Source organism: Kitasatospora sp. NPDC091207, from assembly GCF_044768625.1.
Lineage (GTDB): Bacteria > Actinomycetota > Actinomycetes > Streptomycetales > Streptomycetaceae > Kitasatospora.
Map to the genome: position 1 here is coordinate 53,016 of NZ_JBIVVS010000018.1, position 26,250 is coordinate 79,265.

Consider the following 26,250-nt stretch of genomic DNA (forward strand, 5'->3'; position numbering starts at 1 on the left):
GGCGGTCCGAGGAGTCTGCCCCGCCGGGCCCCCGCCGGGCGAGCGAATTCCGGCGCGTCGAGCGGCTACCGCCGTGCCGGCTTGGCCGGCCGGCCACCGGGTAGCGTTCGAACCATGTCCTCCCTTCCTTCCGCCGCAGTGCCCGCCGCCACCGACCGGTCCGGCCCGGTCGACCGGCCGGAGGTCCTCCTGATCACCGGTGCCGGTCGCGGCATCGGCGCCGCCACCGCCCTGCTGGCCGGGCGGCGCGGCTACCGGGTCTGCGTCAACTACCGCTCCGACGAGGCCGCCGCGACCGCCGTGGTGGACGCCGTCCGGGCCGAGGGCGGCACCGCCGTCGCCGTCCGGGCCGACGTCACCCGGACCGCCGAGGTCGAGCGGCTGTTCACCGCCGTGGACGCCGAACTGGGGCCGCTCACGGCCCTGGTGAACAACGCCGGCTCGCTGGAGAAGCAGTGCCGGCTGGAGGAGATCGACGAGGACCGGCTGACCAGGATCTGGGCCTCCAACATCACCGGTCCGTTCCTCTGCGCCGCGCAGGCCGTCCGCCGAATGTCCACCCGGTACGGCGGGCGCGGCGGCGCCATCGTCAACGTCTCCTCGGCCGCCTCCCGGCTCGGCTCGCCGAACGAGTACGTGGACTACGCGGCCGCCAAGGGCGCGGTCGACTCGATGACCCGCGGCCTGTCCCTGGAGGTCGCCGCCGAGGGCATCCGGGTCAACGCCGTCCGCCCCGGCCTGATCCACACCGACATCCACGCGCTGGGCGGCGAGCCCGGCCGGGTCGACCGGGTCGCGCCCGGGCTGCCGATGCGGCGCGGCGGGCAGCCGGAGGAGGTCGCCGAGGCGATCCTCTACCTGCTCTCCCCCGCCGCCTCGTACAGCACGGGCACCTTCCTGGACGTCTCCGGCGGTCGCTGAGACCTCGTGGTCCGTTTCCTTCCCCGGCCGGCTCCCCCGCCCGTACGGTGGAGCCCATGACCGACGACCTGCCGGACCGTGAACCCGACCTGCCGTCCGCCTTCCTCGACATCCCCGGCGTGCGCAACTTCCGCGACGCCGGGGGCGTCGGGACCCTCCGCACGGGCGTGCTCTACCGCTCCGGCTCCTTCCACAACCTCACCCCGGAAGGCGCCCAGCGGCTCAAGGACCTCGGTCTGCGGACCGTGATCGACCTGCGCAGCCCCTTCGAGACGGAGACCTGGCCCGACCTGCGGTTCGGCCTCTCCCACGACGCGGTCAGCCTGCCCACCCTGCCGGCCAACCGCGAGGACGTCGACCGTCCGTGGCCCGAGGACCAGGCCGAGCTCTACCCCTTCATGGCCGAGACCGCCGGTCCCTCCCTGGTCGCCGCCATCCGCCGGCTCGGCGCCCCCGCCGGTGTGCCCGCCGTCGTCCACTGCGCCGTCGGCAAGGACCGCACCGGCCTGACCATCGCCGTCGTGCAGTCCCTGCTGGGCGCCTCCGACGCGGACCTGATGGCCGACTTCCTGCTCTCCAACGCCGGCCTCGGCCTGCTCGACGGCCCGACCCCCTACGTCGACGAGACCGGCACCGAGCGCGTCTCCCGCCCCGTCGCGGCCCCGCTCCTGGCCTCGTCGCTCAGCTGGATCCGCGCCCGGCACGGCTCCGTCGCCGACTACCTCCACGCCCACGGCACCACCGAGGCCGACCTGGCCGCCCTCCGCGCCAACCTCTCGGCCTGACGACCGCACCGCAGGCCGCCGGACGGCCGGTGCGCCGCCCTACCCCTGGCGCTCCAGGTGCCACCACTGCGTGGGCGAGTCGGTCTCCTCGCGCTGTTCGACCGGGTCGCCGGGGGTGGTGCCGGTGAGCGGCTTGCCGCTGATGAAGCTGGTCAGGGTGTAGGTGCCGGGAGCGTCGAGATGGTGTTCGAGGAGCCATTCCTGGGCCCCGAAGGCATTGGGTGACCACTGCTGGATCAGCACGCCGTCCTCCGGGGACGCCCCGGTGACGTCGAGGCGCTTGCCGCTCGCGGCGTTCTCCAGGTGGTAGAGGGCGCCGCCCGGATGGACGGCGGCGAGCCGCCAGAGCTGGGCGTCGGAGCCGCTCTCCACCCCGAGGACGACCTTGGCGCCGCTGCGGCGGCTCCCGTCGGCGACCTCCAGCAGCAGCCCGCTGCCGACGTTGCGCACCCGGTAGAGGCCGTCCGTGATCACATGCTCAGTCACGGGGTGGAGTCTCTCACCCGGGGCCGACAGGCCTCGTGACCGAAGGCCGCGCCGAGCACCGCGACGACGGCGGCCACCTGGGCCAGCGCGGAGACGGCGGTGCCGAGTTCGACGGTGCCCACCAGCGCGCCGGCCGCGAGCAGACGGGGGAGGTTCGGGGTCAGCGCGAAGGTCCGCCGCACCGCGGTGTTGACGACGAGGAAGAGGGCGACGCCGCCGGCCAGGGCCGAGGCCTGGGCGGTGCCGATCGGGGCGTCCGGGTGGGCGACGGCGGACTTCACCCCGGTGGCGAAGAGCAGGACCCCGAGCAGCAGCCCGTAGTGGCCGAGGTTGTACACGCTGACGGCGAGCCGGTTGCGGCGCTCCGCCGGGAGCGCGGCCATGTGGTGCTCGGCGCGGGAGTCGTCGTCGTGGCCGAAGTAGGCCCACCAGAGGCCCACGCAGACGGTCAGGCTCAACAGGGCGACGGCCACCAGCGGGAGGGTGAGGTCGGCGGTCCCGGCGCCGACACCGATGGCGATCACGGACTCGCCGAACGCGATGATCACGATCAGTCCGTGGCGTTCGACGAAGTGGTCCGAACGGAGCTGGAACCGCGGCAGGTCGACCAGTCGGGGCACCGCGAACTGCAGGGCGAAGGCGCCCGCCCAGCAGACGAGTTGGGGGACCCCGGTGAGGTAGCCGCCGGCCACCACCAGAGCGGTGCCGACCAGGTTGAGCCCACCCATCCGCAGGACGGAGGCGAGCACCACGCCGGAGGCCGCGAACATCCCGGTGTGAACGGCGACCACCAGCAGGTACGCCCAGCCGAAGGCGACTCCACTGCCCTCGAAGGCGTGCGGGACGGCGAGCGAGATCACCAGGAAGCCCGCCATGGCGAGCATCAGCAGGCCGCGCCGCGCCCGGGTGCTCGGCGGCATGGCGTTGGTCAGCCAGATGAACGCGTCGTACATCCACCAGATCACGGCCAGCATCACCATCACCTGGGCAAGACCACCCACGGTGAGGTGGTGGACCAGACTCCCGGTGAGCTGGGTGATCGTGAAGACGAAGACGAGATCGAGGAAGAGTTCGAGCGGGGCCACTTGCAGAGCGGGTTCCGCCACGGCGGTGGAGGGGGCCGTCAGGGCGCGGGTCGCGGTCACCCGCGCGAGTATGGATCACACCGCCCGTCCCGCGCGGGCGATTTCGCCAGACGGACCGACGCGGCCTCGAACCGGTCGGGGACGGAGGGTTCGCCGGGGACGGCAGGCGGGTGCGCCGCCACCCGGCGCCCGGGGTGTCCGGACGGACGCCTATGCTGCGGCGAATGGTGTCCGACCGCATTGCCTCGCACGACGGGTCCGCCGATCCGTCGGACCGTCAACAGCCCACCCTCGACCGGGCGACAGCCGCGTTGGAGGCGGCGACCGCGGCCGGCGACGCCGAACACCTCGAAGCCGCGTTCCGACGGCTCGGCGGGCTGCTGGGACCGGCCGGGGAACGGGAGTCCGCCGCGGTCGGCCCCCGGCTGGCCGCGCTGCTCCCGGACACCCCGCCGTTCCCCCGGGCCCAGCTGGCGATGATGGTCGGCGCCTGCGTCGAGCGCGGCGCCGACCCGTCGGCCTGTGCCGACCACGTACTGGCGGGCCTGCGCGGGGCGCTGAGCGGCGCGCTGCTGCTGGTGGACCGCTGGCGGGAGACCGGCGGCGGCGAGCTGCCCGACCCGGACGAGGACGACCCGGGCCTGGCGCACGCCCGGATCGAGGACCCGGACCGGCTGGACGAGCGGCACGCGCACCGGGCCGTGATCGGCTGGTGGACGCTGCACCTGTGGCAGATGGCCTCGTTCGCGGTCTACCGCCACACCGCCGTCCGCACCGCGGCCCGGGCCTCCGGCGTGACGGACGTCCTGGTCGAACTGATCGACCGGTACGGCGAGGGGAGGCACGACCTCAAGGGCCTGCTCCACCTGGCGAAGACGCTCGACGACGAGCCGCTGCTGGTGCTGGACCGCCCGAGCGGCACCGGCTACCTGCTGCGGATGGACGGCCTGACCGACAACTTCCAGTTGCACACGCTGCTCGCCGACGTGCTGATCGGCGGCGGACAGCTGCCCGGTCCCCTGCCGGACCCGGAGGTCGTCGCGCTCAGCCGGACCCGGGAACTGGACGGTCGCCGACGGGTCACCGCGTACGGCTCGTTCAACCTGGTCGCGCCCGACGGGACGTGGATCTGGAACGAGGGCACGCCGGCCGACATCCCGGTGGTGGACGGCCTCCGCACCCTGGTGCTGGACCCGCAGGCGTACGAGCGCAGTTGGTCGGCCGGCCGGTTCATCCAGCAGGTCCCGGGGGATCTCCGGCTGGAGCGGGTGCTGGCGCCGGCCGAGGCCGCGGACCGGCTCTCCCGGGTGGCTCAGGCCCTCCCGTTCGAGCAGGCGTTCCGGTAGCGGCGCCCGTCGGGCGGCCGGGGAGGGGGCGGCGGCGCCGGGAGCGCCGCGCCGGCCGCCGAACCCGGCACCGGGCCGCGAACCGAACCGGGAACCGGGCGGGTTATGGTCGGACGGACCCGAGGATTCTGAGGAGTGGAGTCGACGATGGCGAGGATCCCGCACGTACTCTCGGCCGCCGCGCCTGCCGCGCTGACCGCGGCGAGCGGCCTGGTCGGCGGCTACGGCGTCGCCCGGTGGACCGGTCGGCGTGAACTGGGCGGCGCCGTCCTGGCCGTGGCCGGTGCCGGGGCCGCCGCGCAGTGGCACCGCCACTCGGGCGCGGCCACCGCGGCCGCGCTGACCGGGCTCTACGTGGCGGCCTTCGGCGGCTCGCACCCGCTGGCGAAGAAGATCGGCGCCTGGCCGTCCGTCCTCGCCGTCACCGGCGTGGTCGCCGCCGCCTCGACCGCCGCGACCGCCCTGGGCGCGCGCGAGCACTGAGGCGCCCCGCCGCTCCCGGCGCGGTCGTCCGTCAGCCGACGGCCGCGCCGAACCGGGCCTCGAAGGCGGCCCGGTTCGCCGAGACGGGCGTGCGGTCCCAGACCGCGAACACGACCCGCTCGAAGGCCGAACCGTACTGGGCCAGCGCCCCCTCGAAGGCCTCCGCGACCTGCGCCGGGTCGTTGCGGAACACTCCGCAGCCCCAGGCCCCCAGCACCAGCGCGCGGATCTCGTGCCGGGCCGCCGCCGCGAGCACCCGGACCGCCCGCTCGGCGAGCACGCCCCGGACGTCCACGCTCTCGGAACGCCTCTCCAACTGGCCGGCGTTCGGCGCCGGCGAGGTCAGGAAGGTCACGGGGAAGGGCCGCGCCAGCAAGTCCCCCCGCTCGCTCCGGATCACCGGAACGTCGGGCGAGACGATCACCCGGTGGCTGTACCGCAGGTCGCCGGAGGCCCGGTGCGCCTCGTAGTAGTCCGGAGCCTCCAGCAGGCAGGAGTACAGCAGGGCGCTCCGGCAGAGGTCCTCCTCCTGGGCGCGGGCACCGCGCAGATAGCCGCCCCCCGGGTTGCGCGCCGAGGCGAAGTTGAGCACGCCCACCCGGCCGGCCCCGGCCTCCACCAGCCGCCGGGCGGCCCCGGTACTGCCCTCGGCCGTCACCTCGACGGCCGGCTGCCCCGACGCCGCCGGGCCCGGTGCGCCGGCCCGCAGGAGCGCGTCCAGCGCCTGTGGCGCGTACGACACCGTCCCCGCCCTGGCCGCCGCCACGTGCTCCGCCACCTGGACGAGCTCGCCGCCGGCCGCCCGGTAGCTCCCCCGCTCGGCGATCTCCTCGTTCACCACCGCCACGTTGTGCAGTCTGCTGCTCATGACGGTGACCGTACGGGAGCCGGGCTCCCCCGCGCCACAGGTTATTCTCACCGGCAGAACAACAGCCGGGCCGGCCGGGGCGGGAACGCGGACGGGCCCGCTCCACCGAAGTGGAGCGGGCCCGTCGGGCGTCAGTGCGAGGCGCTACGCGGCGTCAGTTCTTCCAGCGCGGCTTGCGGTCGTCGCGGTTGAAGCCACCGGAGTTGAAGCCACCGGAGCGGCCGCCGCGGTCGTCACGGTCACGGTTGAAACCACCGGAGGCCTGCGGGCGGCCACCGGAGCGGTGGTCGTCGCGGCGGGCGAACGGACGGCTGCTGCTGCTGCCGGTGCTGCCGCCACCGCGGTTGTCGCGGTCGCCATAGGCCGGGCGGTCACCGAAGGTGCGGGCCGGACGGTCACCGAAGGAACGGCTGCCACCGCGGTCGTCACGGTTGAAGCCACCGGAGCGGTTGTCACGGTCACCGAAGGAACGGCTGCCGCCACGGTCGTCACGGTTGAAGCCACCGGAGCGGTTGTCACGGTCACCGAAGGAACGGCTGCCACCGCGGTCGTCACGGTTGAAGCCACCGGAGCGGCCACCGCGGTCGTCACGGTCACGGTTGAAGCCACCGGAGCGGTTGTCACGGTCACCGAAGGAACGGCTGCCGCCACGGTCGTCACGGTTGAAGCCACCGGAGCGGCCACCGCGGTCGTCACGGCCGCGGTCATCACGGCCGCGGTCGTCACGGTCACGGCCGTACGCCGGGCGCTCGGTGCGCGCCTCGCGGTACGACGGGGCCCGCTCCTCGGTCACGGCGGCGACCGGGGCGGCCGTCTCCGTGGGGGCCTCGGTGGTCTCGGCGGTCTCGGCGGTCTCGGCCTCGGCGGCGGGCGCCTCGTCCTCGATGCCCAGGTCGGCCCGCTCGCGCGCGGCACGGGCGGCCAGGCGGTCGGCCTCCTCGCGCAGCTCGGTGGTGCGGCGCTGCGCGCGCTCCAGCTGGCGGGTCATGTCGGCGAGCTCGCGCTCGGCGGCACCGGCGATGCCGGCGGCGCTCTCGGCCTGGACCTCGATCAGCGAACGGGCGCCGGTGATCTTGGCGACCTCGGCGTCGAAGGCGTGGTCGAGGATGTGGCGCGAGGCGTCCACGCCCGCGTCCTCCATCAGGCGGAACACGCCGCGACGCTGGTGCGGCAGCACCAGGGTGACGACGGCGCCGGAGCGGCCGGCCCGGGCGGTGCGGCCGGAGCGGTGCAGGTAGTCCTTGTGGTCACCGGCCGGGTCCACGTTCAGGACCAGGTCGATGCCGTCGACGTGGATGCCGCGGGCGGCGACGTCGGTCGCGACGACGACGTTGACGTAGCCGTCCTTGAAGTCGCCGAGGACGCGGGTACGGGCGCCCTGGGTCATCCCGCCGTGCAGCGCGTCGGCCTTCACGCCGGCCTCGATGAGCTGCTCGGCGACGCGGTCGGCGCCCATCTGGGTGCGGACGAAGATGATCGTGCGGCCCTTGCGGGCGGCGATCGCGTTGGTGATCGGCGCCTTGTCCTTGGGCTTCACCACGAGGATGTGGTGGGTCATGGTGGTGACCGCGCCGGCCGACGGGTCGACCTCGTGGGTGACCGGGTTCTTCAGGTAGCGCTTGACCAGGGTGTCGATCTCGTTCTCCAGGGTGGCGGAGAACAGCAGGCGCTGGCCGCCGGCCGGCACCTGGTCGAGGATCTCGGTGACCTCGGGCAGGAAGCCCATGTCGGCCATCTGGTCGGCCTCGTCGAGCACGACGGTCCGGACGTCGCCCAGCTTGGCGCTGCCGCGGTTCAGCAGGTCACGCAGTCGGCCGGGGGTGGCGACCAGGACGTCGACGCCACGCTCCAGCGCGTAGATCTGGTTCGACATCGAGGTGCCGCCGCAGACGACCTTGAGCTTGAGGCCGAGCACCGAGCCGAACGGCTCCAGCGCGTCGGCCACCTGCATGGCCAGCTCACGGGTCGGGACGAGGATCAGGCCGCGCGGGTGCTTGGGCTTGGTGCGCTCGCCGTCGGCGAGGCGGGTCAGCAGCGGCAGGCCGAAGCTGAGGGTCTTGCCGGAGCCGGTACGGCCACGGCCCAGCACGTCCTTGCCGGCCAGCGCGTCCGGGATGGTCGCGGCCTGGATCGGGAACGGGGTGGTGACGCCGCGCTTGGCGAGGGCACGCACGACGTCGTCGTGCAGGCCCAGGTCGCTGAAGGTGATGGTGGGCTCGGCGGCCTCGGCGCTCTCCTCGGACGCGGCCTCGTCGGCGGCGTCCTGGTCGGCGGTGAGGTCGATGTCCTGGTCGGCGTCGATCAGCTCGACCTCGGGGGCATCGGTGGGGGTGACATCGGCGGCGGACTCGCTCGCGGGCATGGCGAAGCGGGCGTCGTCAACGAGAGACATGCAAAACCTTCCGGAAGTGGCACGCGCCAAAGTCCGGGTTCTGTTTCACAACCGCCTCTATGCGGTCAGCCACGGATCGCCGGTACGCGCCAAGGGCGCCAGATGGGAATTAGGGCGCCAGTCAAATGAATCAAACGAACGATCTACCACCATAGGGGAACCTGGGGATCTGAGGCAAATGCACTGGCCAGAGCGCTAGTGCCCGCCCGAACCGGGGCTCGGGGCCGAAGATCCGGAGTTGCCGGCCGAGGGCTCCGGGGCCGGTGTGACCGGCGGGGCGGGCGTGACGGGGCTGGCGTCGGGGGAGGCCGAGGGCCGGGCGGTCGGGCTCGCCGCCGGGCCGGTCGCCGTGCCGCCACCGGACCGCCCGTCGCCCGTACCGCCGCTGGAGCCACCGCTGCCACCGGTGCCCGCGGCGCCTCCCGTACCGCCTGTGCCACCCGTGTCGGCCGTCGTCCCGCCGACGGAGGAACCGGTGCCCGAGTGAGGTGCGTTACTGGCGCTCACGCCCCCGGCGGCACCGTTCGCGCCGGGCGCGGCCTCGCCGGGCACAGCGCCCTGCGCCGTGTCCGCACCGGCGACCGCGCCGTTCACGCCGGGAGACACCTCGCCCTGGGCCGGGGGCGGAGCTGCCCCCGGCGTGTTCGCCACCTGCACGCCCCCGGGGCGCTCCGGGCGCCCGGACACACCACCCTGACGGCCGCCGGTCGGCGAGGCCGACGCCCCGCCACCGGCCTTGCCCACCGTCCCGGCCTGTCCGACCGGGACGGCGCCGTGCTTCTCGTCCGCGCCCGGCCCCACCGACATGCACCCGGTCAGCCCCAGTCCGGCCACCGCCAGCACCGCCGCCGCCCGCACCACACCGTTGCGCACCGCCACCGCCCTGGGCTCCGCCTGCCGGACCGCCACCGCCCGCACCACCGCCGGACGCACCACCGCCGGACGACCGGCCGAACGTTCCTCCTGAGCGCCCACCTCGCGCACCGAACGCATCGCCGCCACCGAGCTCCCTCTTCCGCCGCCCCACCCGGGCCGCCGCCATCGCGCGCGGCACTTTCGGTGCCCAACGCGCGCCCCGGGCCACGGGACACGGGCGGTCCGACAGGAAGCCCCGGACGCCATCCACCCGGCGCAACCCCGCCGGTTCAAACCCCCGGACCGGACCGCGGCGGACAGCCCCCGGCGAGGCCCGGCAGCCCCCGGCAGCCCCCGGGCCAGGCCCGGACACGGCCCGGACGCCCACCCGGTCGCTCACCCCCAGAACGCCGAGGCCAGTCCCGCCCCGGCGTACACGGCCGCCAGCCCCGCCGCCACGCTGCCGACCACATTGGCCAGCGCGTACCGCCCGGCCCCGCCCCCGGCCAGCCGCAGCGTCTCGTACGAGAAGGTCGAATAGGTCGTCAGCGCCCCGCAGAGCCCCGTCCCGAGCAGGAGTTGGCCGTGCGAGGACGCCGCGCCGGCCGCGACCGCCCCGGTCACCAGCCCCAGCACCAGGCAGCCGGCCACGTTCACGGTGAAGGTGCCCCACGGGAACACCGAGTCGTGCCGGGCCTGCACCGCCCGGTCGGTCAGGTACCGCAGCGGCGCCCCGACCACCGCCCCGACCACCACCAGCAGCCAGTTCACCGCCCCGCCCCCGTCCCGTCGCCGGCGTCGCCTGCGGGACCGCCGAGGCCACCGCTGTCGCCGTCGCGCCCGACGTACCGGATCACCTCGCAGGGGTCGAGCACCACCAGCCCCTCCACCACCAGTTCGTCCAGCTGCGGCAGGAAGGCCCGCACCCGCTCCTCGGTGTCCACGATCACCACCGCCACCGGCAGGTCCTCGCTCAACGACAGCAGCCGGGCCGTGTGCACCAGCGACGAGGCCCCGAAGCCCTCGATGCCCCGGAACACGCTCGCCCCGGCCAGCCCGGCGGCCCGTGCCCGGTGCACGATCTCGCTGTACAGCGGGCGGTGGTGCCGGCGGTCGTTCTCACCCACCAGCACGGTCAGCCGCAGCGCCGGACCGGTCAGCCGCGTCATCCCGGCCTCCTTGCCCCGCGCCGGACCAGACGGCGCGTCACCCCGGCGGCCGCCCAGACCGCGGTCAGCGCCACCACAAGCGTCAGCCCCAGGTAGGCCGCCCCGGCACCGGGCCGCCCCTGCGCCAGCAGCTGCCGGACGTCCACCGCGTACGTGGAGAAGGTCGTGAACCCGCCCAGCACCCCCGTACCGAAGAACGGCCGCAGCAGCGGATGCGCGGGCCGCCCCTCGGTGATCACCACCAGGAAGATCCCGATCACCGCGCAGCCCGCGCCGTTCACCGTCAGCGTGGTCCACGGGAAGCCCCCCGGCCCGGTCGGCCAGAGCAACCCGGCCCCGTACCGGGCCGACGCCCCGACCGCCCCGCCCAGCGCGACCACCGCCACGGCGGGCCCCTGGCCGCTCAGCACCGGCGCCCGGCGTGGGGGCACCGGCGCGGGCGCCGTCCGCAGCGCACCGCCCGCCCCGCCCGCGTCCACCGCGTCGTCCACCGCGTCCTCCGAGGTCGCCATAGGCCCATGAAACACCGGCCTCCACCGCCTGGCACACCGTCACCCCAGACCCGACAATGATCGGGTGGAGATGACCCGGGAAGAGTTCGAGACGCTGGTCAGCGACGCCCTCGACCAGATCCCCCCGAAGCTCGCGGCCATGATGGACAACGTCGCGGTGTTCGTCGAGGACGAGCCGGACCCCGCCGACCCGGAGCTCCTCGGCCTCTACGAGGGCACCCCGCTCACCGAACGCGGCGAGTGGTACGCGGGCGTCCTGCCCGATCGGATCATCATCTACCGGGGCCCGACCCTGCGGCACTGCGAGACCCGCGAGCAGGTGGTCGGGGAGGTCCGCACCACGGTCATCCACGAGGTCGCCCACCACTTCGGTTTCGACGACCACGAACTCGACGAGCTCGGCTGGTCCTGACCGCCCGCCGGGCCCTCCACCCGGCCGGCCCAAACCCGTTTTGGCGATCGGCCCGACATCCCATATGCTTCTCGACGTCCCCGAACGCTGGAAACAGCGGGACAGGCCGCAAGCCCTCATCGTCTAGTGGCCCAGGACGCCGCCCTTTCAAGGCGGTAGCACGGGTTCGAATCCCGTTGGGGGCACAGCAGTACCGTAGTAAAGTGCAGTGCGCAAGACCTAGCAAGACCTCAGTGGAGCAATCCACACAAGGTCCCGTGGAGCAGTTGGTTAGCTCGCCACCCTGTCAAGGTGGAGGTCGCGGGTTCAAGTCCCGTCGGGATCGCTCGTCTCGCAAGAGACGGTGCAGTACGGCCAGGTAGCTCAGTTGGTACGAGCGTCCGCCTGAAAAGCGGAAGGTCGCCGGTTCGACCCCGGCCCTGGCCACCGCACTGGGAAGGCCCCGGAGAGTTCACTCTCCGGGGCCTTTCGCGTGCTCCGTGCACCGGGCGGTGCGCGACCGGCTCGGGTGAGCCGGTCGCGCGGGCGGTACGGGAGCGGCGGTGGCTCAGGCGCGGCGGCGCAGGCGGCGGGCGAGGAGGACCGCGCCGGCGCCGAGGGTGGAGAGGACCGCGGCGGCGACGGCCGGGGCCAGGTTGGACTCGGCTCCGGTGGCGGCGAGTTCGCCGGTGAGCGGCGCGGCGGTGGCGGCGGTGGCCGGGGCGGCGGGGGTGGCGGCGGTGGCCGGGGCGGCCGGGACGGCGGCGGGCTGGACCTCGGCGACCGGCTTGGCCGGTGCCTTCGCCACCGGCTTGGCGGGCACCTTGGCGGGCACCTTGGCAGCCGGTGTGGCGGTCGGCTCGGCGGGTGCCCCGGTCGGTGCGACGACCCGTACCTGGCTGCCCTGGCCGCAGAGGGTCGTCCCCTGGAAGGGCGTGGAGCCCTCGTTGACGAAGACGCACGGGCTGATCGCGCTCGCCCCCAGCGGCGTGTTCCGGTCGTACGACACGCGGACCCGGGTCACCAGGGTCTTCCCGGCGCCGATGGTGGAGTCGCGGCCCTGCAGGTAGACACCGGTCGGGTCGCCGTCGGTTCCGCCGGTCACCTTCGTCAGGGTGGTCCATGTCCCGTCCGCCTTGCGGACCTGCACGGTGGCGTGGGCGTCGCTGAACAGCACGTTGCCGAGGTTGATGTAGGCGGACGGCGTGGGGTTCGCGAGGACGGCGTCGAACTCGATCGGCGCGCCGCCGGCGACCGCCGTGGCGGGCACCGAGGCGAGTGAGGTACGGATGGACTCGACCTTGATCGTCTTGACCTGCTCGGCCGGCGCCACGTCCGATCCCGGCAGGGTCACGACGGAACGCAGGACCATGGAGCGGAAGCCGCCGTTGGAGGCCCCCTGGTGCGGCAGGCCCATGGGCGCGCCGATGCGCATGCTCAGCTTGACCGTCCTGCCGGCCGGGACGGTGATGCCGCGCACCGTGCCGTCGTAGGTGGCCGCGCCGGACCCCACGTGGAACGCCAGCGGCACCGACGTCCACGCGCCGTTCGCCGGGTCCTTGTAGTCGATCGTGATCGACTCCGGCGGCGTCCCCAGCTCGCTCGTGGTCGACAGGGAGAGCACGTACGTGGCGGCCTCGGCACCGGTGTTGGTGATCGTCTCGGTGAAAGCGACCGGCTGACCGGCGAACCCGACCGAGGCCGGTGCCTGGACGGCGAGCTTCACACCCGGCGCGCTCCCGGCGAAGGCGGCCTGCGCCGGGAGTGCGAGCGAGCCGCCGAGCGCGACGACTCCGAGGGCGGCGGCAGCGGTGACGGTGCGGCGCGAACGGCGGACACGGATGGTGCTGGACATGGTTCCCCCTGGAACTTCTGGTCGCGGGCACGCCGAACGTCGGGTCGGCGGCGCCGTCGGTGACTGGGTGGGTGATCGGGTGAGCGGCTGAGGCGGCCCGTGAACCACCGGGTCACGGGCGGAAGATCCCCCCGCCGTCGGAAGGGTGTTCCCTTCCGTGCCTCTCACTTGACCAGACGCGCATCCCCCGCCGGGGTTGCAGGTGGGTTCGAAGAATTCTCGGACCGGCTTCGCGCACCGGCTCCACGCCGGTCCGCGACCCTCCCGCGGAGCCGCAGGGCCGGCACCCGCCCCGGGGACCGGCTCGACCGGCACCGGGGAGGCAAACGACCGGCAACTCCGGACGGATCGGAAGCTTCCGGTCAGCGGGGCCGCCGGCGGGCCGCCGCACTCCAGGCCCGTCCGCGCCGCCAGCGGGACCGGCAATATTGCCGACCCCGCTTCCTGGCCGCCCGCCTCCGCCCCTGCCTTCACTTGCACCGCACGAGGCCCGGGGCTCCTTCCCGGGCCCAGAGGCGCGGAGGAGGCGGAGCGGCATGGCACAGCAGAGGCTGTTGTCGAAGGTCGGGTTCTCGGGGCTTTCCGCCCGCAGCGGTCCACTGGCCTTCGGGCTCACCAACCTGCTGCGTGCGGTCATCGTGGACGACGACCCGTCCCATCTGAACCTGACCTCGGTGCTGCCCGTCCCGGACGGCACCGGGCTCGGCGGGGTCGAGGCGGCGGTCGGCGTGCTGCTGGAGCGGCACGAGTCGCTGCGCACGACCTACCGGATCGCACCGGGCATCGGCCCGGACACCGTCCAGGTGGTGGCGGGCGAGGGCTCACTGGACCTGCTGCTGGTGGAGGCCGACGGCGATCCGGCCGAGACCGGGGTCGTCCTGGCCCGCGAGCTGCGGACCGGCGGTTTCGACCTGGAGGCCGACCTGCCGGTCCGCCTGGCGGTGGTGCTCTCCGGCGGAGCCCCCGCGCTGCTGGTGTGCGTGGTCTGCCACACCGCCATGGACGCCACCAGCTGGGAGATCCTGGTCGAGGAGTGGGCCGCCCTGATGGACGGCCGCGAGCTGCCGGCCGCGGCCGCGCTGCAGCCGATCGACGTGGTGGCCCTGGAGGAGCGGCCGAGCGTACGCCGGCTGACCGAGTCCTCGCTGTCCTACTGGGACGCCCGGATGCGCGCCGTGCCGCAGGCCGCCTTCGCCCTCCCCGGTCTGACCGACCCGGCGGAGAAGGACTGGCACCACACCGGGCTGCGGATCGTCTCGGAGCGGGCCGCCGAGCACCTCGGCCGGATCGCCGAACGCACCGGGGTCTCCCGCTCGGTCATCACGCTCGCGGCCTTCGGCGCGCTGGTCGCCCGGCGGGTGGCCGAACCGGACTGCGCGATCACCTCGCTTTCCGCCAACCGGGTGGTCAAGGAGCTGCGCGGCTACTTCGGGACGCTCGCCCAGGACGCGGTGCTGCTGCTCGACACCGCCGCTCCGGAGACCTTCGACCAGCTGGCCCGGGAGTGCCGGGCCGAGGCGATGCGGGCCTACCGGGCCAGCTGGTTCGACCCGATCCGGGCCTGGGAGGTGATCAACGGGGTTGGCGCGCAGCGCGGCATCTCCTTCGCCCGCGACCTGGTCTTCAACGACATGAGCGCGCTCGGCAGGGGAACCGCCGGCCCGTCCGGGCGACGGTTCCCCTCGGTGCGCACGCCCGGCGAGGAGAAGGACCGGGGCGACTACGACGAGACGCTCGACCTGCGGCTCGACCCGCTGCCCGCCGAGTTGGTGCCGAGCCGGCTGGTGCTGATCGCCCACCGCCTGGAGGACTGGCTGGACCTCGGGCTCTGGGCCGATCCGCAGGTGCTCACGGCCGGACAGGCGGCCGAGTTCGGGCGCTCGTTCGTCCGGCTGCTGGCCGCGGCGGCCGACGGCGACCTGCCACTGGACCGGCTGCCCGGGCTGACCGCGCTGACGCCGGTGCGGCGCGGCGCGGACTGGGTGCGCAGCGACCGCTGCTGGGTCGACCTGGTGGCCGTGCGGAGGCTGGCCGCCGACGTGCTGGGCGACCGGCCGCACCTCGTGCTCGCCGAGCCGGACGAGCGGCTCGGCCACCGCCTGGTCTGCCACCTGGCCGCGCCGGGGGACCGGCCCGCAGCCGACGGCGCAACCGACCCGGCCGACCCGGCCGGGGTGCACCGGCGGATGCTCGACCTGCTGCCGGGCCGGCCGAGCGCCATCACCCCGCAGTGGTACGTCGTGCACACCGGTCCGGCGCCGGACGCTCCCGGAGCCGACGCGGCCGACGCCTGGCGGGCACTGCCCGTGCTGACCGAGGGGCCGGGCCGGTGAGCAGCGTCGAGGAGGCCCCCGCCGTCGCCCCCACCGACCGGAGCACAGACCGGAGCACCGACCGGAGCACCGGCTCGCCGCCCGCGACGCCCCCGGACACGCCCCCGCGGAAGCCGTCCCCCGACCGGCTCTGGAGCCGCGACTTCCGGCTCTTCTTCACCGCCCGCACGGTGGCCATGCTGGGCGACGCGATGCTGCCGGTGGCCCTCTCGGTGGGCATCCTGGACGCGGGGTACGGCCCGAGCGGGGTCGGTTACGCACTCGGCTCCTGGACCGCCGCGCTGGCCCTGTGCATGCTCTTCGGCGGGGCGCTCGCCGACCGGCTGACCCCGCGCCGCCTGATGGTCTGGGCCGACGGCGTGCGCCTGGTGGTGCAGAGCGTGGTCGCCCTCGGCTTCCTGCTGGGCACGCCCTCGCTCTGGCAGATCATCGCGGCGCAGGTGGTGAGCGGCGTGGCGACGGCGATGTTCCAGCCGGGCGTGGCGTCGATGGTGCCGGCGGTGTCGACGGACGTCCAGCGGGCCAACGGTTCGCTGCGGGTCGCCGAGGCACTGGCCGCGCTGTTCGGCCCGGCCCTGGCCGGTGCCATGGTCGCCGGGCTCTCGCCCGGGGCGGTCTTCGCGGTGTACGCGGCGACGTACGGCATCAGTGGCTGGTGCCTGCTCGCCCTGCGGGTGAAGCTCGTGCCGCAGGCTGCCGAGGGCGGCTCACTGCTGCGTCAACTGGCCGATGGATGGCGCGAGTTCCGGGCCCGGACCTGGCTCTGGGGCGTGATCTCGCTCTACACCGTCTACGGCTTCACGGTCGCCGGGGTGTCGCTGGCACTCGGCGGCGTGATGATCATCGAGGAGCACGGGGCGACCGCCTACGGCGCCGCGATGGCGGCCTTCGGCGGCGGCTGCGCGGTGGGTGGCGCGATCGCGATGAAGGCCCGTCCGCAACGGCCGCTGCTGGCGGGCGCCGCGGCGCTGACGCTCTTCACCGTCTACCCGTTGGCACCGGCCCTCGGCCTGCCGCCGTGGGCGGTCGCCACCGGGTGGGCGGCGGCCGGCGTGGGCTGCGCGTTCTGGGGCGTGATCTGGGCGACGACCGTCCAGACGCAGGTCCCGACCGCGCTGCTGAACCGGATGTACGCCTACGACGTCACCGGCTCACTGGCCGCGATGGCGCTCGGCCGCACCTTCGCCGGGCCGCTGGCCGAGCGGCTGGGCGGGCAGCACGTCCTGATCGGGGCCACCGTCCTGGCCCTGGGCTGCTGCGTCGCGCTGCCGGCGGTACCGGCGATCCGCGGCCTGCGGGCCGTCACGCCGGCCGCCGACCGGGCCCCCGCCGCATGAACGCCGGCCGCCGACCGCCGCCGACCGGGTGCCCGCCGCGTGAGCGCCGGCCCGCCGGACGGCCGCCGGCGGGCCCGCACACCCATCCGACCGAACGAGTCACCGAACGAGTCTCCGAGGGGGACCAACCGATGAGCACAGGCGAGACGCGGTTCCAGGGAATCGCGATCACGGAGCTGGCCGAGCAGTTCGGCACTCCGCTCTTCGTCTACGACGGCGAGGTGCTCGAACGCACCTTCCAGGGCCTCCGGGCCGTCCTGCCCGACGAGGTGGACGTCTTCTTCTCCCTGAAGGCCAACCCGAACATCAGCGTCTGCGCCCTGCTGCGGTCGCTGGGCGCCGGGGCCGAGGTCTCCTCGCACGTCGAGCTGGTCACCGCGCTGCGGGCGGGCGTCGCACCGCAGGACGTGATCTTCCTCGGGCCCGGCAAGGACGCCGCCGAGCTGGCCGCGTGCGTCGAGGCCGGCATCCACGCGGTGGTGTGCGAGTCGGTGGAGGAGCTGCTGCAGCTGGACGAGCTGGTGGCGGCGGCCGGCACCGGCCCGTGCCGCGCGATGCTGCGGATCAACCCGGACTTCGCCACCAAGGGCTCCGGCCTCGCGATGGGCGGCAAGCCGCGCCAGTTCGGCATCGACCTGGACGTCCTGCGGGCGGCCCGTCCGGCCCTGGCGGGCCTTCGGCACGTCGAACTCGCGGGCCTGCACGCCTATATGGGCACCCGTTTCCTCGACCACGCCGATGTCGTGCACAACACCCGCGAGATCCTGGCCGAGGCCGAACGGGTGTCGGAGGAACTCGGCGTCCCGCTGGGGACGGTGGACTTCGGCGGCGGCCTGGGCGTGCCGTACTTCGACAACGAGAAGGAGTTGGACCTGGCCCGACTGGGCGCCGGCCTGCGCGAGGTGGTGGCCCCGTTCGCGACCCGGCACCCGGACTGCCGGCTGATCATGGAACTCGGCCGCTACCTCACCGCCTGGGCCGGCACGTACGTCGTCCGGGCCCGCTATGTGAAGCAGTCGAAGGGCGAGTGGTTCGTGGTGGCCGACGGCGGCACCAACCACCACATGGCGGCGGTCGGTGTGGGCAGCTTCGTGAAGCGCAACTTCCCGATCCGCCACCTCGGGCGGCCCGCCGAGGCCGCGGTGCGCGCCTACTCCGTGACCGGGCCGCTCTGCACGCCGAACGACGTCATCGCGAAGAAGGTCGAACTGCCCGAGGTGGCCCCGGGCGACCTGCTCGGGGTCGAGCGGTCCGGCGCGTACGGGCCGACGGCCTCACCGGGGCTGTTCCTCAGCCACGGCTACCCGGCCGAGGTCCTGGTGCACCAGGGGGTGGCCCATCTGGTCCGGGAGCGGGACACCCTGGCCGATCTGCTGGCCAAGCAGCGGCTGGTGGACCCGGCCACCGGGGTGGGGGCGGAGGTCGGGCGGTGAGCGGTACGCCCCTGGTCGGCATCGACGTGCTGGAGCTCGGCGAGCTCGACCGGCTCTGCGAGCGGCCCTGGTTCCTGCGGCACTGCTTCGCCGAGGAGGAGCTGGCCCGCGCGGGGCAGCTCGGGGCGGGCCGGCGCCGGGAGTTCCTGGCCGGCCGGTTCGCCGTCAAGGAGGCCGTGCTGAAGATGCTCGGCACCGGACTGCTGCGCGGCATCGCACCGCGCGAGATCGCCGTCGGCCAGGACCCGACGGGCCGGCCCGCGCTGCGGCTGCACGGCCGGGCCGCCGCCCGGGCCGCCGAACTGGGTCTGGCCGGTGCCGCCGTGTCCATCGCCCACAAGCGCCGGACGGTGACCGCCGTGGCGGTCGGCCGGCTCGACCCGCCCGACCCACCGGCCCCGGCCCCCGTCACCCCGGCCGGCCCCGCCGCCCGCTCCGAACGCTCCGCCCACTCCGACCTCGCCGCCCGCTCCGACCTCGCCGACCCGGAGGAACCCCGCATGGACCGACCACCCGCCGCCCCACCGCGCGCGGCGCAGCCCCACCCCGCTCCGGAGACCACCGCCGGGGCGCACCCGGCCCGGCCGGACGAGCGGCCGGTCGTCGCCCGGCTGCGGCTGCGGCTCGGCCAGGAGGACGCCCACTACGGCGGCGGCCTGGTGCCCGGCGCCCGCCTGCTGGGCCTGTTCGGCGACCTGATCACCGAGATCACCGTCCGCACCGACGGCGACGAGGGGCTGCTCTCCGAGTACTCCGCCGTCCGGTTCACCGCGCCCTGCCGCCCCGGCGACTACCTGGAGCTGACCGCCCGGCTGGTCCGCCGCACCCGGCTGCGCCGGGTGGTCGAGTTCGAGGCGTACAAGGTGATCGCCGCCCGGCCGGAGCGGTCGCCCTCGGCCGCCGAGGTGCTGGCCGAACCCCTGCTCGTCTGCACCGCCACGGCGACCGCCGTGGTGCCCCCGCCGGCCCGCGCCCGCACGGCCGCCCCCGCCGGGCCGGCCGCGGCCGCCGCGAGCACAGATTCCACCAAGTCCACCCCCGCCGATGGGAGTTCACGATGACCGGACCGGAGCCGTCGCCGCCGTCCCTGCTGCACGAGCTGCTCGACCGGGCGGCCGGCCGCTGGCCCGAGCGCCCCGCGCTGTCGCAGGACGACCTGACCCTGGACTACCGCGCGTTCGCGGCGGCCAGTGTGCGGGTGGCCCGCTGGCTGCGGGCGACCGGGGTCGGCCGGGGCGACCGCGTCGTGGTGGCGGCGCCGTCCGGACCCGCCCTCGCGGTGCTGGTCTTCGCGGCCTCCCGGGTCGGCGCCGCCTACACCCTGCTGCACGAGCAGGTGCACGGCACGCCGCTGGCCCACGTCCTCGCCGACTGCGAGCCGCGGCTGCTGATCACCGAGGACGCGGCCGACCGGGCCGACGCCGACGCGCGCTCGATCGCCGCCGTGCCCCTGTCGGCCCTGACCGACGCCGCCTTCCCGGCCCTCCCGTCGACCCCGGCCGACCCGGCCGAGCCGCTGCCCGACCCGGGGGTGCTGGTGGTCGACCCGGTCAGCCTGATCTACACCTCCGGCACCACCGCCCTGCCGAAGGCCGTGGTCAGCACCCACCAGCAGGTGCTGTTCGCGGCCCGGGCCATCCAGTCCGTACTCGGCTACCGCGCGGAGGACGTCGTCTACTGCCCGCTGCCGCTGTCCTTCGACTACGGCCTCTACCAGGTCCACCTGGCCGTGCTGAGCGGCGCCCACCTGTGGCTCGGCCGGCCGAACGAGGCGGGGCCGCTGCTGTTGCGCCGGCTGGCCGACACCGGCGCGACCGTCCTGCCCGGTGTCCCCTCGGCCGCCGAGGGCCTGGCCTGGCTGCTGCCCCGGTCGGCGAGGAAGCTGCCGGCCCTGCGGCTGCTCACCAACACCGGGGCCGCCCTGTCGACGGAGACCATCGCCGCCCTGCGCACGGTCCTGCCGGACCTCAAGGTCCAGGTCATGTACGGCCTGACCGAGTGCAAGCGGGCCACGATCATGCCGCCGGACGGGGACCTGGACCGGCCCGGTTCGTGCGGTCTGCCGCTGCCCGGTACGGAGGTCCTCGCCGTCGACGACGACGGCACCGTCCTGCCTCCCGGCGAGATCGGTCAGCTGGTGGTCCGCGGCCCGCACGTGATGGCCGGCTACTGGCGCCGTCCGGAGCTGAACGCCGAGCGGTTCCGGTACCGGGACGGCCTCTTCCCCGAACTCTGGACCGGCGACTACGGCCGGCTCGACGAGGACGGCTTCGTCTACTTCAGCGGCCGCCGCGACGACCTCTACAAGGAGAACGGGTTCCGCCTCAGCGCGACCGAGGTGGAGGCCGCCGCCCACCGGGTGCCGGGCGTGGTCTCGGCCGCCGTCCTCCCGCCCGAGGGCCGCCGGCCGTCGCTGCTCGCCGTGGTCGGACGGATCGAGGGACCCGAGGTGCTGGAACTGATGCGCGAGCAGATCGAGGTGTACAAGATCCCGCGCAGGTGCGTGGTGCTGGACGAGCTGCCGCTCAGCGCCAACGGCAAGGTCGACCGCCGCCGGCTCGCGGCAGCCCTGGCCGAAGCCACCGTCTGACCTTCCGAACATCCAACCGACAAGCAAAGGACTCATCATGACTGATCGTCAGTACATCGTGAACGCCCTGGAGACCGCCCTCAGCGACGTGCTGGAGCGCGAGATCGCCGGCCTGGCCGACGACATCCGGCTCTTCGACGACCTGCACCTGGACTCGACGACCATGCTGGAGCTCCTGATGGCCCTGGAGGACTCGATCGAGCTGGTCGTCGACCCGGAGACGCTGGACATCGAGGACTTCGCCTCCGTCGGAACATTCACCGACTTCGTCCTGACCACCCGCGGTGAGCTTTCGGCGACGGCCTGACCTGCGGCGTTCCAGGTTGGTCTAGACCTGACATCGCGTAGGTCGTATCTTCACCCCCGGGGCAGATCACTGTGGGGGTGGCCGCGTGTATGCCGATGACGTGACGTCGGCGGGTGCCGGGGAGTCCGGCCGTCTTCTGCGCACCTTCCGGGAGTCCCGGGGGTGGACGCAGGAACGACTGGCCAACGCCTCAGGGGTCAGCGTCCGCACCATCGGCAACCTGGAGAACGAACGGATCGGCCGGCCCCGGCAGAGTTCGGTCCTCGCGCTCTGCCGGGCGCTGCAGCTCTCCCGCGCCGAGGCCGACCGCGTGCTGCGCGAGCTGCGCCGCGCCCGGCGCCCCGCCGCCGTCCCGGACCCGGCACCGCCACGGCGCGGCGGGCAGCCCCCGCACGATCCGGGCTGCCTGGCGCCGCCCGTCCACGGGACCGAACTGCTCGGCCGGGCCGAGGATCTGCGCAGGCTCGGACACGTCCTGGAGCAGCACCGGGCGGCCACCCTCACCGGGCCACCGGGCATCGGCAAGTCCCGCGTGGCGGCCGAGCACGCGCTGCGGGCGGAGGGCCCGGTCTGGTTCGTCGACCTCGCCCAGGACGACACCCGCGAGGTCCTGGCCGCGCTCACCGCCGACCTGCGCGGCGGCCGCACCCGGCCGCCCGCCCTGCTGGTGCTCGACAACGCCGACGACGCCCTCGACGCGGTGTCCCGGCTCGCGGCCTTCCTGCTGCGCTCGGCCGACAACCGGACCAGACTGCTCACCACCAGCCGCGAACCGCTCGGCCTCGCCCTGGAGTCCAGCTGGCAGCTCGGCCCGATCACCGCCCCCCGGGGCCCGACCCGGCAGGGCGTCCTCGGCTCCCCCGCCGGCCGGCTGTTCGTCCAACGGGCCACCGAGGCGGCGCCGTTCTGGTCGCTCACCGAGGCCAACTGCGCCGCGGTGGCCCACCTCTGCACCGCGCTGGACGGCCACCCGCTGGCCCTGGAGCTGGCCGCCAGCCAACTGAGCGCGATGACCCTGGAGGACATCCTCTCCCGGATGCCCCACCAGTTGGACCTGCTGGAGCGCCGCCGCGCCCCGCAGCAGGGCCACCACCAGTCGCTCCGGCAGGCCCTGCAGCGCAGTTGGATCCGGCTGCGGCCGATCGAGCAGCGGGTCTTCGCCGCCGTCTCGGTCTTCCGCGGCGGCTTCTCCCTGGAGGCCGCCGAGCACCTCGTCGCCGGCACCGGCCGCGGGGCGGAGGCCGGGAGCGCGCTGGACACCGCCCGGGCGCTGCGCGACCTGGTCACCCAGTCCCTGGTCACTGTCCACCGGTACGACGACCAGCTGCGGTACCGGCTGATCGGCCCGCTGCGGGCGTTCGCGGTCGAGCGCAGTGTCGAGGCGGGGCACCACTCAGCCCTGCGGCACCGGCACGCCCAGTACTACTGCACCCTCGCCGAGCACCACGCCCGGCTGGTGGAGTCCGGGATGACCGTCCGGCTGCTGCCCTGCGACGAGGAGAACGTCCGCGCGGCCGCCCACCACGCCCGCGTCCTGGGGGACTTGGTGCTCTGGACCCGGATCATGCGGACCAGACTCTGCTTCTCGGAGGCACTCGGCCGCCCCGGCCCGAACGCCTGACCGGACGCACCCGGCCGGGCCGTCCGGCGGAGCGGGTCAGCGGGTCGTCGCGCCGGTCGTCGCGCCGGCCAGCCGCGCGGTGAGCCAGTCCGCGGTGGCGGGGAGCCAGTCCGCCAGGGCGTTGCCGAGCAGGTGGTTGCCGTGCGGGACGCGCAGGAGCTCGGCCCGGGGAGCCAGCCGGGCCAGCGGCTCGGCGTTGGTGACACCGGGGATCCGGTCCTCGCCGCCCTCGACGACCAGCAGCGGGCCGGTGATCTCCGGAGCCGCACCGGTCAGGTCGACCCGGCGGACGAAGGCGCGGGCCGCCTCCGCGCTCCCGCAGCGCTGGGTCAGGGTCGCGGTGACGAACGGCACCAGGGTGTCCCAGTCCAGCCGGTACGGGCCGCTGACCACGGCGGTGGCCCGGATCCGCGGCTCGCGGGCGGCGGTGACCGCGGCGTAGTAGCCGCCGAGGCTCAGCCCGACCAGGCCGACGCGGTCGACGTCCACGCCCTCCCGGCCGGCCACCGCGTCGATCACCCGGCCGACCACCCGGTGGTAGTCGGGCTCGGGGGCGCTGGTCGCCGCGAGGACGCCCTGACCGGGGCCGTCCAGGGCGAACACCGCCGCACCGCGCACCAGCAGCGCCTCGGCGACCGCGTGGAACTCCTCCTTGCCGGAGTCCATCCCGGGGACGACGATCACCAGCGGCGCCCGGCCGGGCCCGGCCGGGCGCCGGAGCCGGCCCACGAAGCACTCGCCCCCGACCCGCTCGGCCGCCGGGTCGAGGAGGGCCAGCGCGGCGTGCATCGCCGCGTCCGCCTCGGTCGCGGTGCGGGCGGCGGCCGCGCGGTCGGGGTGCGGGAGCAGGCCGGCGCAGTGCAGCCAGCGGGCGGCCGTCCGGTAGGCCTCGCCGGCCGTCACCGTCCGGCCCTCGGCGGCGGCGCGGTCGGCGGTGTCACGGTGCCGCCGGCCGGCGGCCCGGAAGGCCTCGGGCCACTCCCGCACGGAGCGCAGCGCGGCGGTGACCCGGGTGTACTCGTGCGGGTCCAGCCCGGCGCCGGTGGCGCGCGGGCGGTTCTCCTCGACGAAGGCCGGCAGCAGGTCGGGGTGGTCGAGGAAGGAGAGGTCGGGGGAGTCGGTCATGGAGGAGTCACGCTCATCTCACGGTCGGCGGCGGTCGGCGGCGGCAGCGGTGGGTTGGCGATGGGCGGCGGCCGGCGAAGGACGGCCCGCCCAGGCCCGGGTCAGGACAGCGTGAGCACGGCCTTGCCGCGGATCCGCCGCTCCCGCAGGTCGGTGAGCACCTCGGCGGTCCGCGCCCAGGGCGCGACCCGGCCGATCTCCGGGGTCAGCCGCCCCTCCCCCACCAGGCGGACCAGGGTGGCGAGGTCCTCGCCGTCGGCCACGTCGGAGTCCGCGTAGTGGAAGTGCCGCAGCGTCGCGGACTCCGGTCCGGCGAAGAAGTCGAAGAAGTCGAGCGTCACCGGCGTCCGGGAGGCCTGGCCGAACCAGATCAGGGTGCCCCGGCGGGCCAGCCGGGCGAGCGCGAGCGGCAGGCCGGCCCCGCCCGTCGACTCCAGCACCAGGTCGTAGCGGCCGCGCGCCGCGCCGACCTCGTGAACCACCTCCGCCGCGCCCAGCTCCAGCAGTCGCCGCCCGCGCTCCGCCGAGGCGGTGACCGCGGTCAGCTCCGCACCCGCCGCCGAGGCCAGCTCGGTGACGTAGTGACCGACGCCCCCGGACGCCCCGGTGAGCAGCACCCGGCGGCCGGCCAGCGCGCCCGCGGTGCGCAGCAGCCGCAGTGCGGTGAGCCCGGCCAGCGGGAGGGCGGCGGCCCGGACGGCGTCGAGCCCGTCGGGGATCTCGGCGAGCGAGCCGACGGGCACGCACACGTACTCGGCCCAGCCGGCGGCCGGCGGGTGGCCGACGACCCGGCGGCAGACGGCCGGCCCGGAGCCGTCGGCGGCGGCCTGCACGACCAGGCCGGCGACGTCCTTGCCGGGGCGCCAGCCCGGCCGGGGGGCCTCCAGCTGGAACGTCTCGCCGCGGTTCACCGCGAACGCCTCGACCTTCACCAGGGCCTCGCCCGGGCCCGGTCGTGGCTGGTCCACCTCCGCGAACGCCACCGCGGCGTCCGCCCGTCCGGTCGGTGTCAGCGCCCTCATGGTCCTCGGACCTCCCTCTCCCCCTCCCCGGGCCCGCGGGGCGGGGGGGGGGGGGCCCCCCCCCCCCCCCCCCCCCGGCCCCCCCCCCCCACCCCCCCCCGCGGCGCCCCCCCGGCGGGGGGGGGCCCGCCCCCCCCGGGGCCGCGCCCCCCCCCCCCCCCCCCCCCGGCCGCGCGGCCGGGGGGGGGTGGCACCAGCAGACCCCGGCCGCGCGGACCCGGTCCAACAACCGTCCGGCGGGCCCGACAACCGATCGTTGTCGCCCGGCGGCCGGGCCGGGCGGCCCCGCCGGCGGGGTCTCGGCGACGGGCCCTAGGGTGGGCGCCCATGGATCTCGATCTCGCCCAGGTCCGCGCCTTCGCGACGGCCGCCGAGGAGCTGCACTTCGGACGCGCCGCCGCCCGGCTGGCGATCAGCCAGCAGGCGCTGTCCAAGCGGGTCGCCCGGCTGGAGGCGGCGCTCGGCGCCCGACTGCTCGACCGCGACCCGCGCGGCGTCGGGCTCACCGGGGCCGGACGCCGGTTCCTGGAGCCCGCCCGGCGGCTGCTCGCCGAGGGCGACCGCGCCGTGGCGGCGGTGGCCTGCGCCCGGCGCCCGCTGCGCGTCGACGTCTGGGGCCACCTGTACGCGCCGATGCGGACGGTCGCGCAGGCCGTCGAGGGGGTGCCCGGGCTGGAGGTCGAGCCGGTCCCCGGGCGGGACCTCCCCTCGGTGGCCGCGGCCCTGCTGCGCGGCGAGTCGGACGCCGGCTTCGGCCGGGTGCACCCGCTGCCCGACGGCCGGGACGCGGGGCTGGCGCACCGGCTGGTCCGGCTGGAGCCGGTGGACGCGCTGCTGAGCACCGACCACCCGCTGGCCGACCGCGCGGTCCTGCGCCCGGACGAGCTGCGCGGCAGTGTGCTGCGCTACCCGGCGGCGGTGGACCGGCTGGACTTCCTGACCCGGTTCGCCGACCGCTTCGGCGTCGAGGAGCGGACCGGCTCGACCAATCTGGGCCTGGAGCACTTCGCCGAGCGGGTCAGGACCGATCCGTCCTGCTTCTCGCTGCTCCCCGCCGACTGCCCGCTCCCCGAGCTGCCGGCCGGCCCCGGACGCCCGGGCGTCCGGACCGTCCCGCTGGCCGGCCCCACCCCGCTCTACGCCTGGTCGCTGCTCTGGCGCGACACCGACGAGCCGCCGCACCACCGGCTGGACCCGCTGCTCGGCGCGTTCACCGAGGCGGCCCGGCGCCACCGCTGGCTGGAGTACGACCCGGCCCGCGACTGGCTGCCCGGCCCCGACGAGGCGGCCCTGGACGGCTGACGCCACCGGCCCGGCGCCGCCCCGGACGAAGC

24 protein-coding genes and 3 tRNA genes are annotated in these 26,250 nt (G+C 75.2%); 16 read left to right on the plus strand and 11 right to left on the minus strand.

Going from position 1 to position 26,250, the window contains the following annotated elements; all coding sequences use genetic code 11:
• Window positions 1-114: 114 nt before the first annotated feature.
• Together ACIQTO_RS26220 and ACIQTO_RS26225 are read left to right on the plus strand one after the other, a co-directional pair.
• Window positions 115-921 (plus strand): SDR family oxidoreductase, encoded by an 807-nt coding sequence (locus ACIQTO_RS26220; protein ID WP_402392593.1) that lies wholly within the window; start codon window positions 115-117, stop codon window positions 919-921.
• Between the two features lie 56 nt (window positions 922-977).
• Window positions 978-1,706 carry a tyrosine-protein phosphatase gene (locus tag ACIQTO_RS26225; protein ID WP_402392596.1) on the plus strand — a complete coding sequence of 243 codons (729 nt, stop codon included), beginning with the start codon at window positions 978-980 and terminating at the stop codon, window positions 1,704-1,706.
• Window positions 1,707-1,745: 39 nt separating this feature from the next.
• Here ACIQTO_RS26225 and ACIQTO_RS26230 read toward each other — a convergent pair whose 3' ends face one another.
• On the minus strand, window positions 1,746-2,192 hold the full coding sequence (locus tag ACIQTO_RS26230) for an RICIN domain-containing protein (protein WP_402392599.1): 447 nt from the start codon (window positions 2,190-2,192) through the stop codon (window positions 1,746-1,748).
• On the minus strand, window positions 2,189-3,337 hold the full coding sequence (locus ACIQTO_RS26235; RefSeq protein ID WP_402392602.1) for a low temperature requirement protein A: 1,149 nt from the start codon (window positions 3,335-3,337) through the stop codon (window positions 2,189-2,191). Before ACIQTO_RS26235 ends, ACIQTO_RS26230 begins: the two co-directional genes overlap by 4 nt.
• A gap of 164 nt (window positions 3,338-3,501) precedes the next feature.
• Between ACIQTO_RS26235 and ACIQTO_RS26240 the strand changes: the two genes are divergently transcribed.
• Together ACIQTO_RS26240 and ACIQTO_RS26245 are read left to right on the plus strand one after the other, a co-directional pair.
• Window positions 3,502-4,623 (plus strand): hypothetical protein, encoded by a 1,122-nt coding sequence (locus ACIQTO_RS26240; protein WP_402392605.1) that lies wholly within the window; start codon window positions 3,502-3,504, stop codon window positions 4,621-4,623.
• 147 nt (window positions 4,624-4,770) lie between these two features.
• Window positions 4,771-5,106 (plus strand): hypothetical protein, encoded by a 336-nt coding sequence (locus ACIQTO_RS26245; RefSeq protein ID WP_402392608.1) that lies wholly within the window; start codon window positions 4,771-4,773, stop codon window positions 5,104-5,106.
• A gap of 31 nt (window positions 5,107-5,137) precedes the next feature.
• On the opposite strand, the gene ACIQTO_RS26250 is transcribed toward ACIQTO_RS26245, so the two are convergent.
• From ACIQTO_RS26250 to crcB (ACIQTO_RS26275), 6 genes are all read right to left on the minus strand, one after another.
• Window positions 5,138-5,974, minus strand: a complete 837-nt coding sequence (locus ACIQTO_RS26250; protein ID WP_402392611.1) for a TIGR02452 family protein — start codon at window positions 5,972-5,974, stop codon at window positions 5,138-5,140.
• Window positions 5,975-6,128: 154 nt separating this feature from the next.
• Window positions 6,129-8,366, minus strand: coding sequence for a DEAD/DEAH box helicase (locus tag ACIQTO_RS26255; RefSeq protein ID WP_402392613.1), 2,238 nt, complete (start codon window positions 8,364-8,366; stop codon window positions 6,129-6,131).
• 195 nt (window positions 8,367-8,561) lie between these two features.
• Window positions 8,562-9,368, minus strand: a complete 807-nt coding sequence (locus ACIQTO_RS26260; RefSeq protein ID WP_402392616.1) for a hypothetical protein — start codon at window positions 9,366-9,368, stop codon at window positions 8,562-8,564.
• 249 nt (window positions 9,369-9,617) lie between these two features.
• A complete protein-coding gene (crcB, locus tag ACIQTO_RS26265) occupies window positions 9,618-9,992 on the minus strand; it encodes a fluoride efflux transporter CrcB (RefSeq protein WP_402392619.1) in 375 nt (124 codons plus the stop codon).
• Window positions 9,989-10,390: a DUF190 domain-containing protein gene (locus tag ACIQTO_RS26270; protein WP_402392622.1), complete on the minus strand. Its 402-nt coding sequence runs from the start codon at window positions 10,388-10,390 to the stop codon at window positions 9,989-9,991. The genes crcB (ACIQTO_RS26265) and ACIQTO_RS26270 overlap by 4 nt, the downstream gene beginning before the upstream one ends.
• A complete protein-coding gene (crcB, locus tag ACIQTO_RS26275; protein ID WP_402392625.1) occupies window positions 10,387-10,902 on the minus strand; it encodes a fluoride efflux transporter CrcB in 516 nt (171 codons plus the stop codon). The genes ACIQTO_RS26270 and crcB (ACIQTO_RS26275) overlap by 4 nt, the downstream gene beginning before the upstream one ends.
• Window positions 10,903-10,972: 70 nt before the next feature.
• On the opposite strand from crcB (ACIQTO_RS26275), the gene ACIQTO_RS26280 reads away from it, so the two are divergent.
• The 4 genes from ACIQTO_RS26280 (at window position 10,973) to ACIQTO_RS26295 (ending at window position 11,740) form a co-directional block, all read left to right on the plus strand.
• Window positions 10,973-11,314: a metallopeptidase family protein gene (locus ACIQTO_RS26280; RefSeq protein WP_380577198.1), complete on the plus strand. Its 342-nt coding sequence runs from the start codon at window positions 10,973-10,975 to the stop codon at window positions 11,312-11,314.
• 112 nt (window positions 11,315-11,426) lie between these two features.
• A tRNA-Glu gene (locus ACIQTO_RS26285) sits at window positions 11,427-11,499 on the plus strand.
• A gap of 66 nt (window positions 11,500-11,565) precedes the next feature.
• A tRNA-Asp gene (locus ACIQTO_RS26290) sits at window positions 11,566-11,639 on the plus strand.
• 27 nt (window positions 11,640-11,666) lie between these two features.
• Window positions 11,667-11,740, plus strand: a tRNA-Phe gene (locus tag ACIQTO_RS26295).
• 121 nt (window positions 11,741-11,861) lie between these two features.
• Here the strand turns inward: ACIQTO_RS26295 and ACIQTO_RS26300 are convergent.
• Window positions 11,862-13,148 carry a hypothetical protein gene (locus tag ACIQTO_RS26300; protein ID WP_402392628.1) on the minus strand — a complete coding sequence of 429 codons (1,287 nt, stop codon included), beginning with the start codon at window positions 13,146-13,148 and terminating at the stop codon, window positions 11,862-11,864.
• A 536-nt stretch (window positions 13,149-13,684) separates the two neighbouring features.
• Between ACIQTO_RS26300 and ACIQTO_RS26305 the strand changes: the two genes are divergently transcribed.
• From ACIQTO_RS26305 to ACIQTO_RS26335, 7 genes are all read left to right on the plus strand, one after another.
• A complete protein-coding gene (locus tag ACIQTO_RS26305) occupies window positions 13,685-15,481 on the plus strand; it encodes a condensation domain-containing protein (protein WP_402392631.1) in 1,797 nt (598 codons plus the stop codon).
• Entirely contained in the window at window positions 15,478-16,818 is a 1,341-nt protein-coding gene (locus ACIQTO_RS26310) for an MFS transporter (protein WP_402392634.1), read from the plus strand. The genes ACIQTO_RS26305 and ACIQTO_RS26310 overlap by 4 nt, the downstream gene beginning before the upstream one ends.
• A 131-nt stretch (window positions 16,819-16,949) precedes the next feature.
• Complete coding sequence (locus ACIQTO_RS26315; RefSeq protein ID WP_402392637.1) at window positions 16,950-18,251, plus strand: type III PLP-dependent enzyme; 1,302 nt, start codon at window positions 16,950-16,952, stop codon at window positions 18,249-18,251.
• On the plus strand, window positions 18,248-19,312 hold the full coding sequence (locus ACIQTO_RS26320; RefSeq protein ID WP_402392640.1) for a holo-ACP synthase: 1,065 nt from the start codon (window positions 18,248-18,250) through the stop codon (window positions 19,310-19,312). Before ACIQTO_RS26315 ends, ACIQTO_RS26320 begins: the two co-directional genes overlap by 4 nt.
• Complete coding sequence (locus ACIQTO_RS26325) at window positions 19,309-20,841, plus strand: class I adenylate-forming enzyme family protein (RefSeq protein ID WP_402392642.1); 1,533 nt, start codon at window positions 19,309-19,311, stop codon at window positions 20,839-20,841. Before ACIQTO_RS26320 ends, ACIQTO_RS26325 begins: the two co-directional genes overlap by 4 nt.
• Window positions 20,842-20,878: 37 nt before the next feature.
• Window positions 20,879-21,148, plus strand: a complete 270-nt coding sequence (locus ACIQTO_RS26330) for a phosphopantetheine-binding protein (RefSeq protein ID WP_402392645.1) — start codon at window positions 20,879-20,881, stop codon at window positions 21,146-21,148.
• A gap of 100 nt (window positions 21,149-21,248) precedes the next feature.
• Window positions 21,249-22,769 carry an ATP-binding protein gene (locus ACIQTO_RS26335; RefSeq protein ID WP_402392648.1) on the plus strand — a complete coding sequence of 507 codons (1,521 nt, stop codon included), beginning with the start codon at window positions 21,249-21,251 and terminating at the stop codon, window positions 22,767-22,769.
• A gap of 36 nt (window positions 22,770-22,805) precedes the next feature.
• On the opposite strand, the gene ACIQTO_RS26340 is transcribed toward ACIQTO_RS26335, so the two are convergent.
• Window positions 22,806-23,894 (minus strand): alpha/beta hydrolase family protein, encoded by a 1,089-nt coding sequence (locus ACIQTO_RS26340; RefSeq protein ID WP_402392651.1) that lies wholly within the window; start codon window positions 23,892-23,894, stop codon window positions 22,806-22,808.
• A gap of 101 nt (window positions 23,895-23,995) precedes the next feature.
• Window positions 23,996-24,916 (minus strand): zinc-binding dehydrogenase, encoded by a 921-nt coding sequence (locus ACIQTO_RS26345; protein WP_402392654.1) that lies wholly within the window; start codon window positions 24,914-24,916, stop codon window positions 23,996-23,998.
• Window positions 24,917-25,243: 327 nt separating this feature from the next.
• Between ACIQTO_RS26345 and ACIQTO_RS26350 the strand changes: the two genes are divergently transcribed.
• Window positions 25,244-26,218: a LysR family transcriptional regulator gene (locus tag ACIQTO_RS26350; protein WP_402392657.1), complete on the plus strand. Its 975-nt coding sequence runs from the start codon at window positions 25,244-25,246 to the stop codon at window positions 26,216-26,218.
• The last annotated feature ends 32 nt before the right edge of the window (window positions 26,219-26,250 follow it).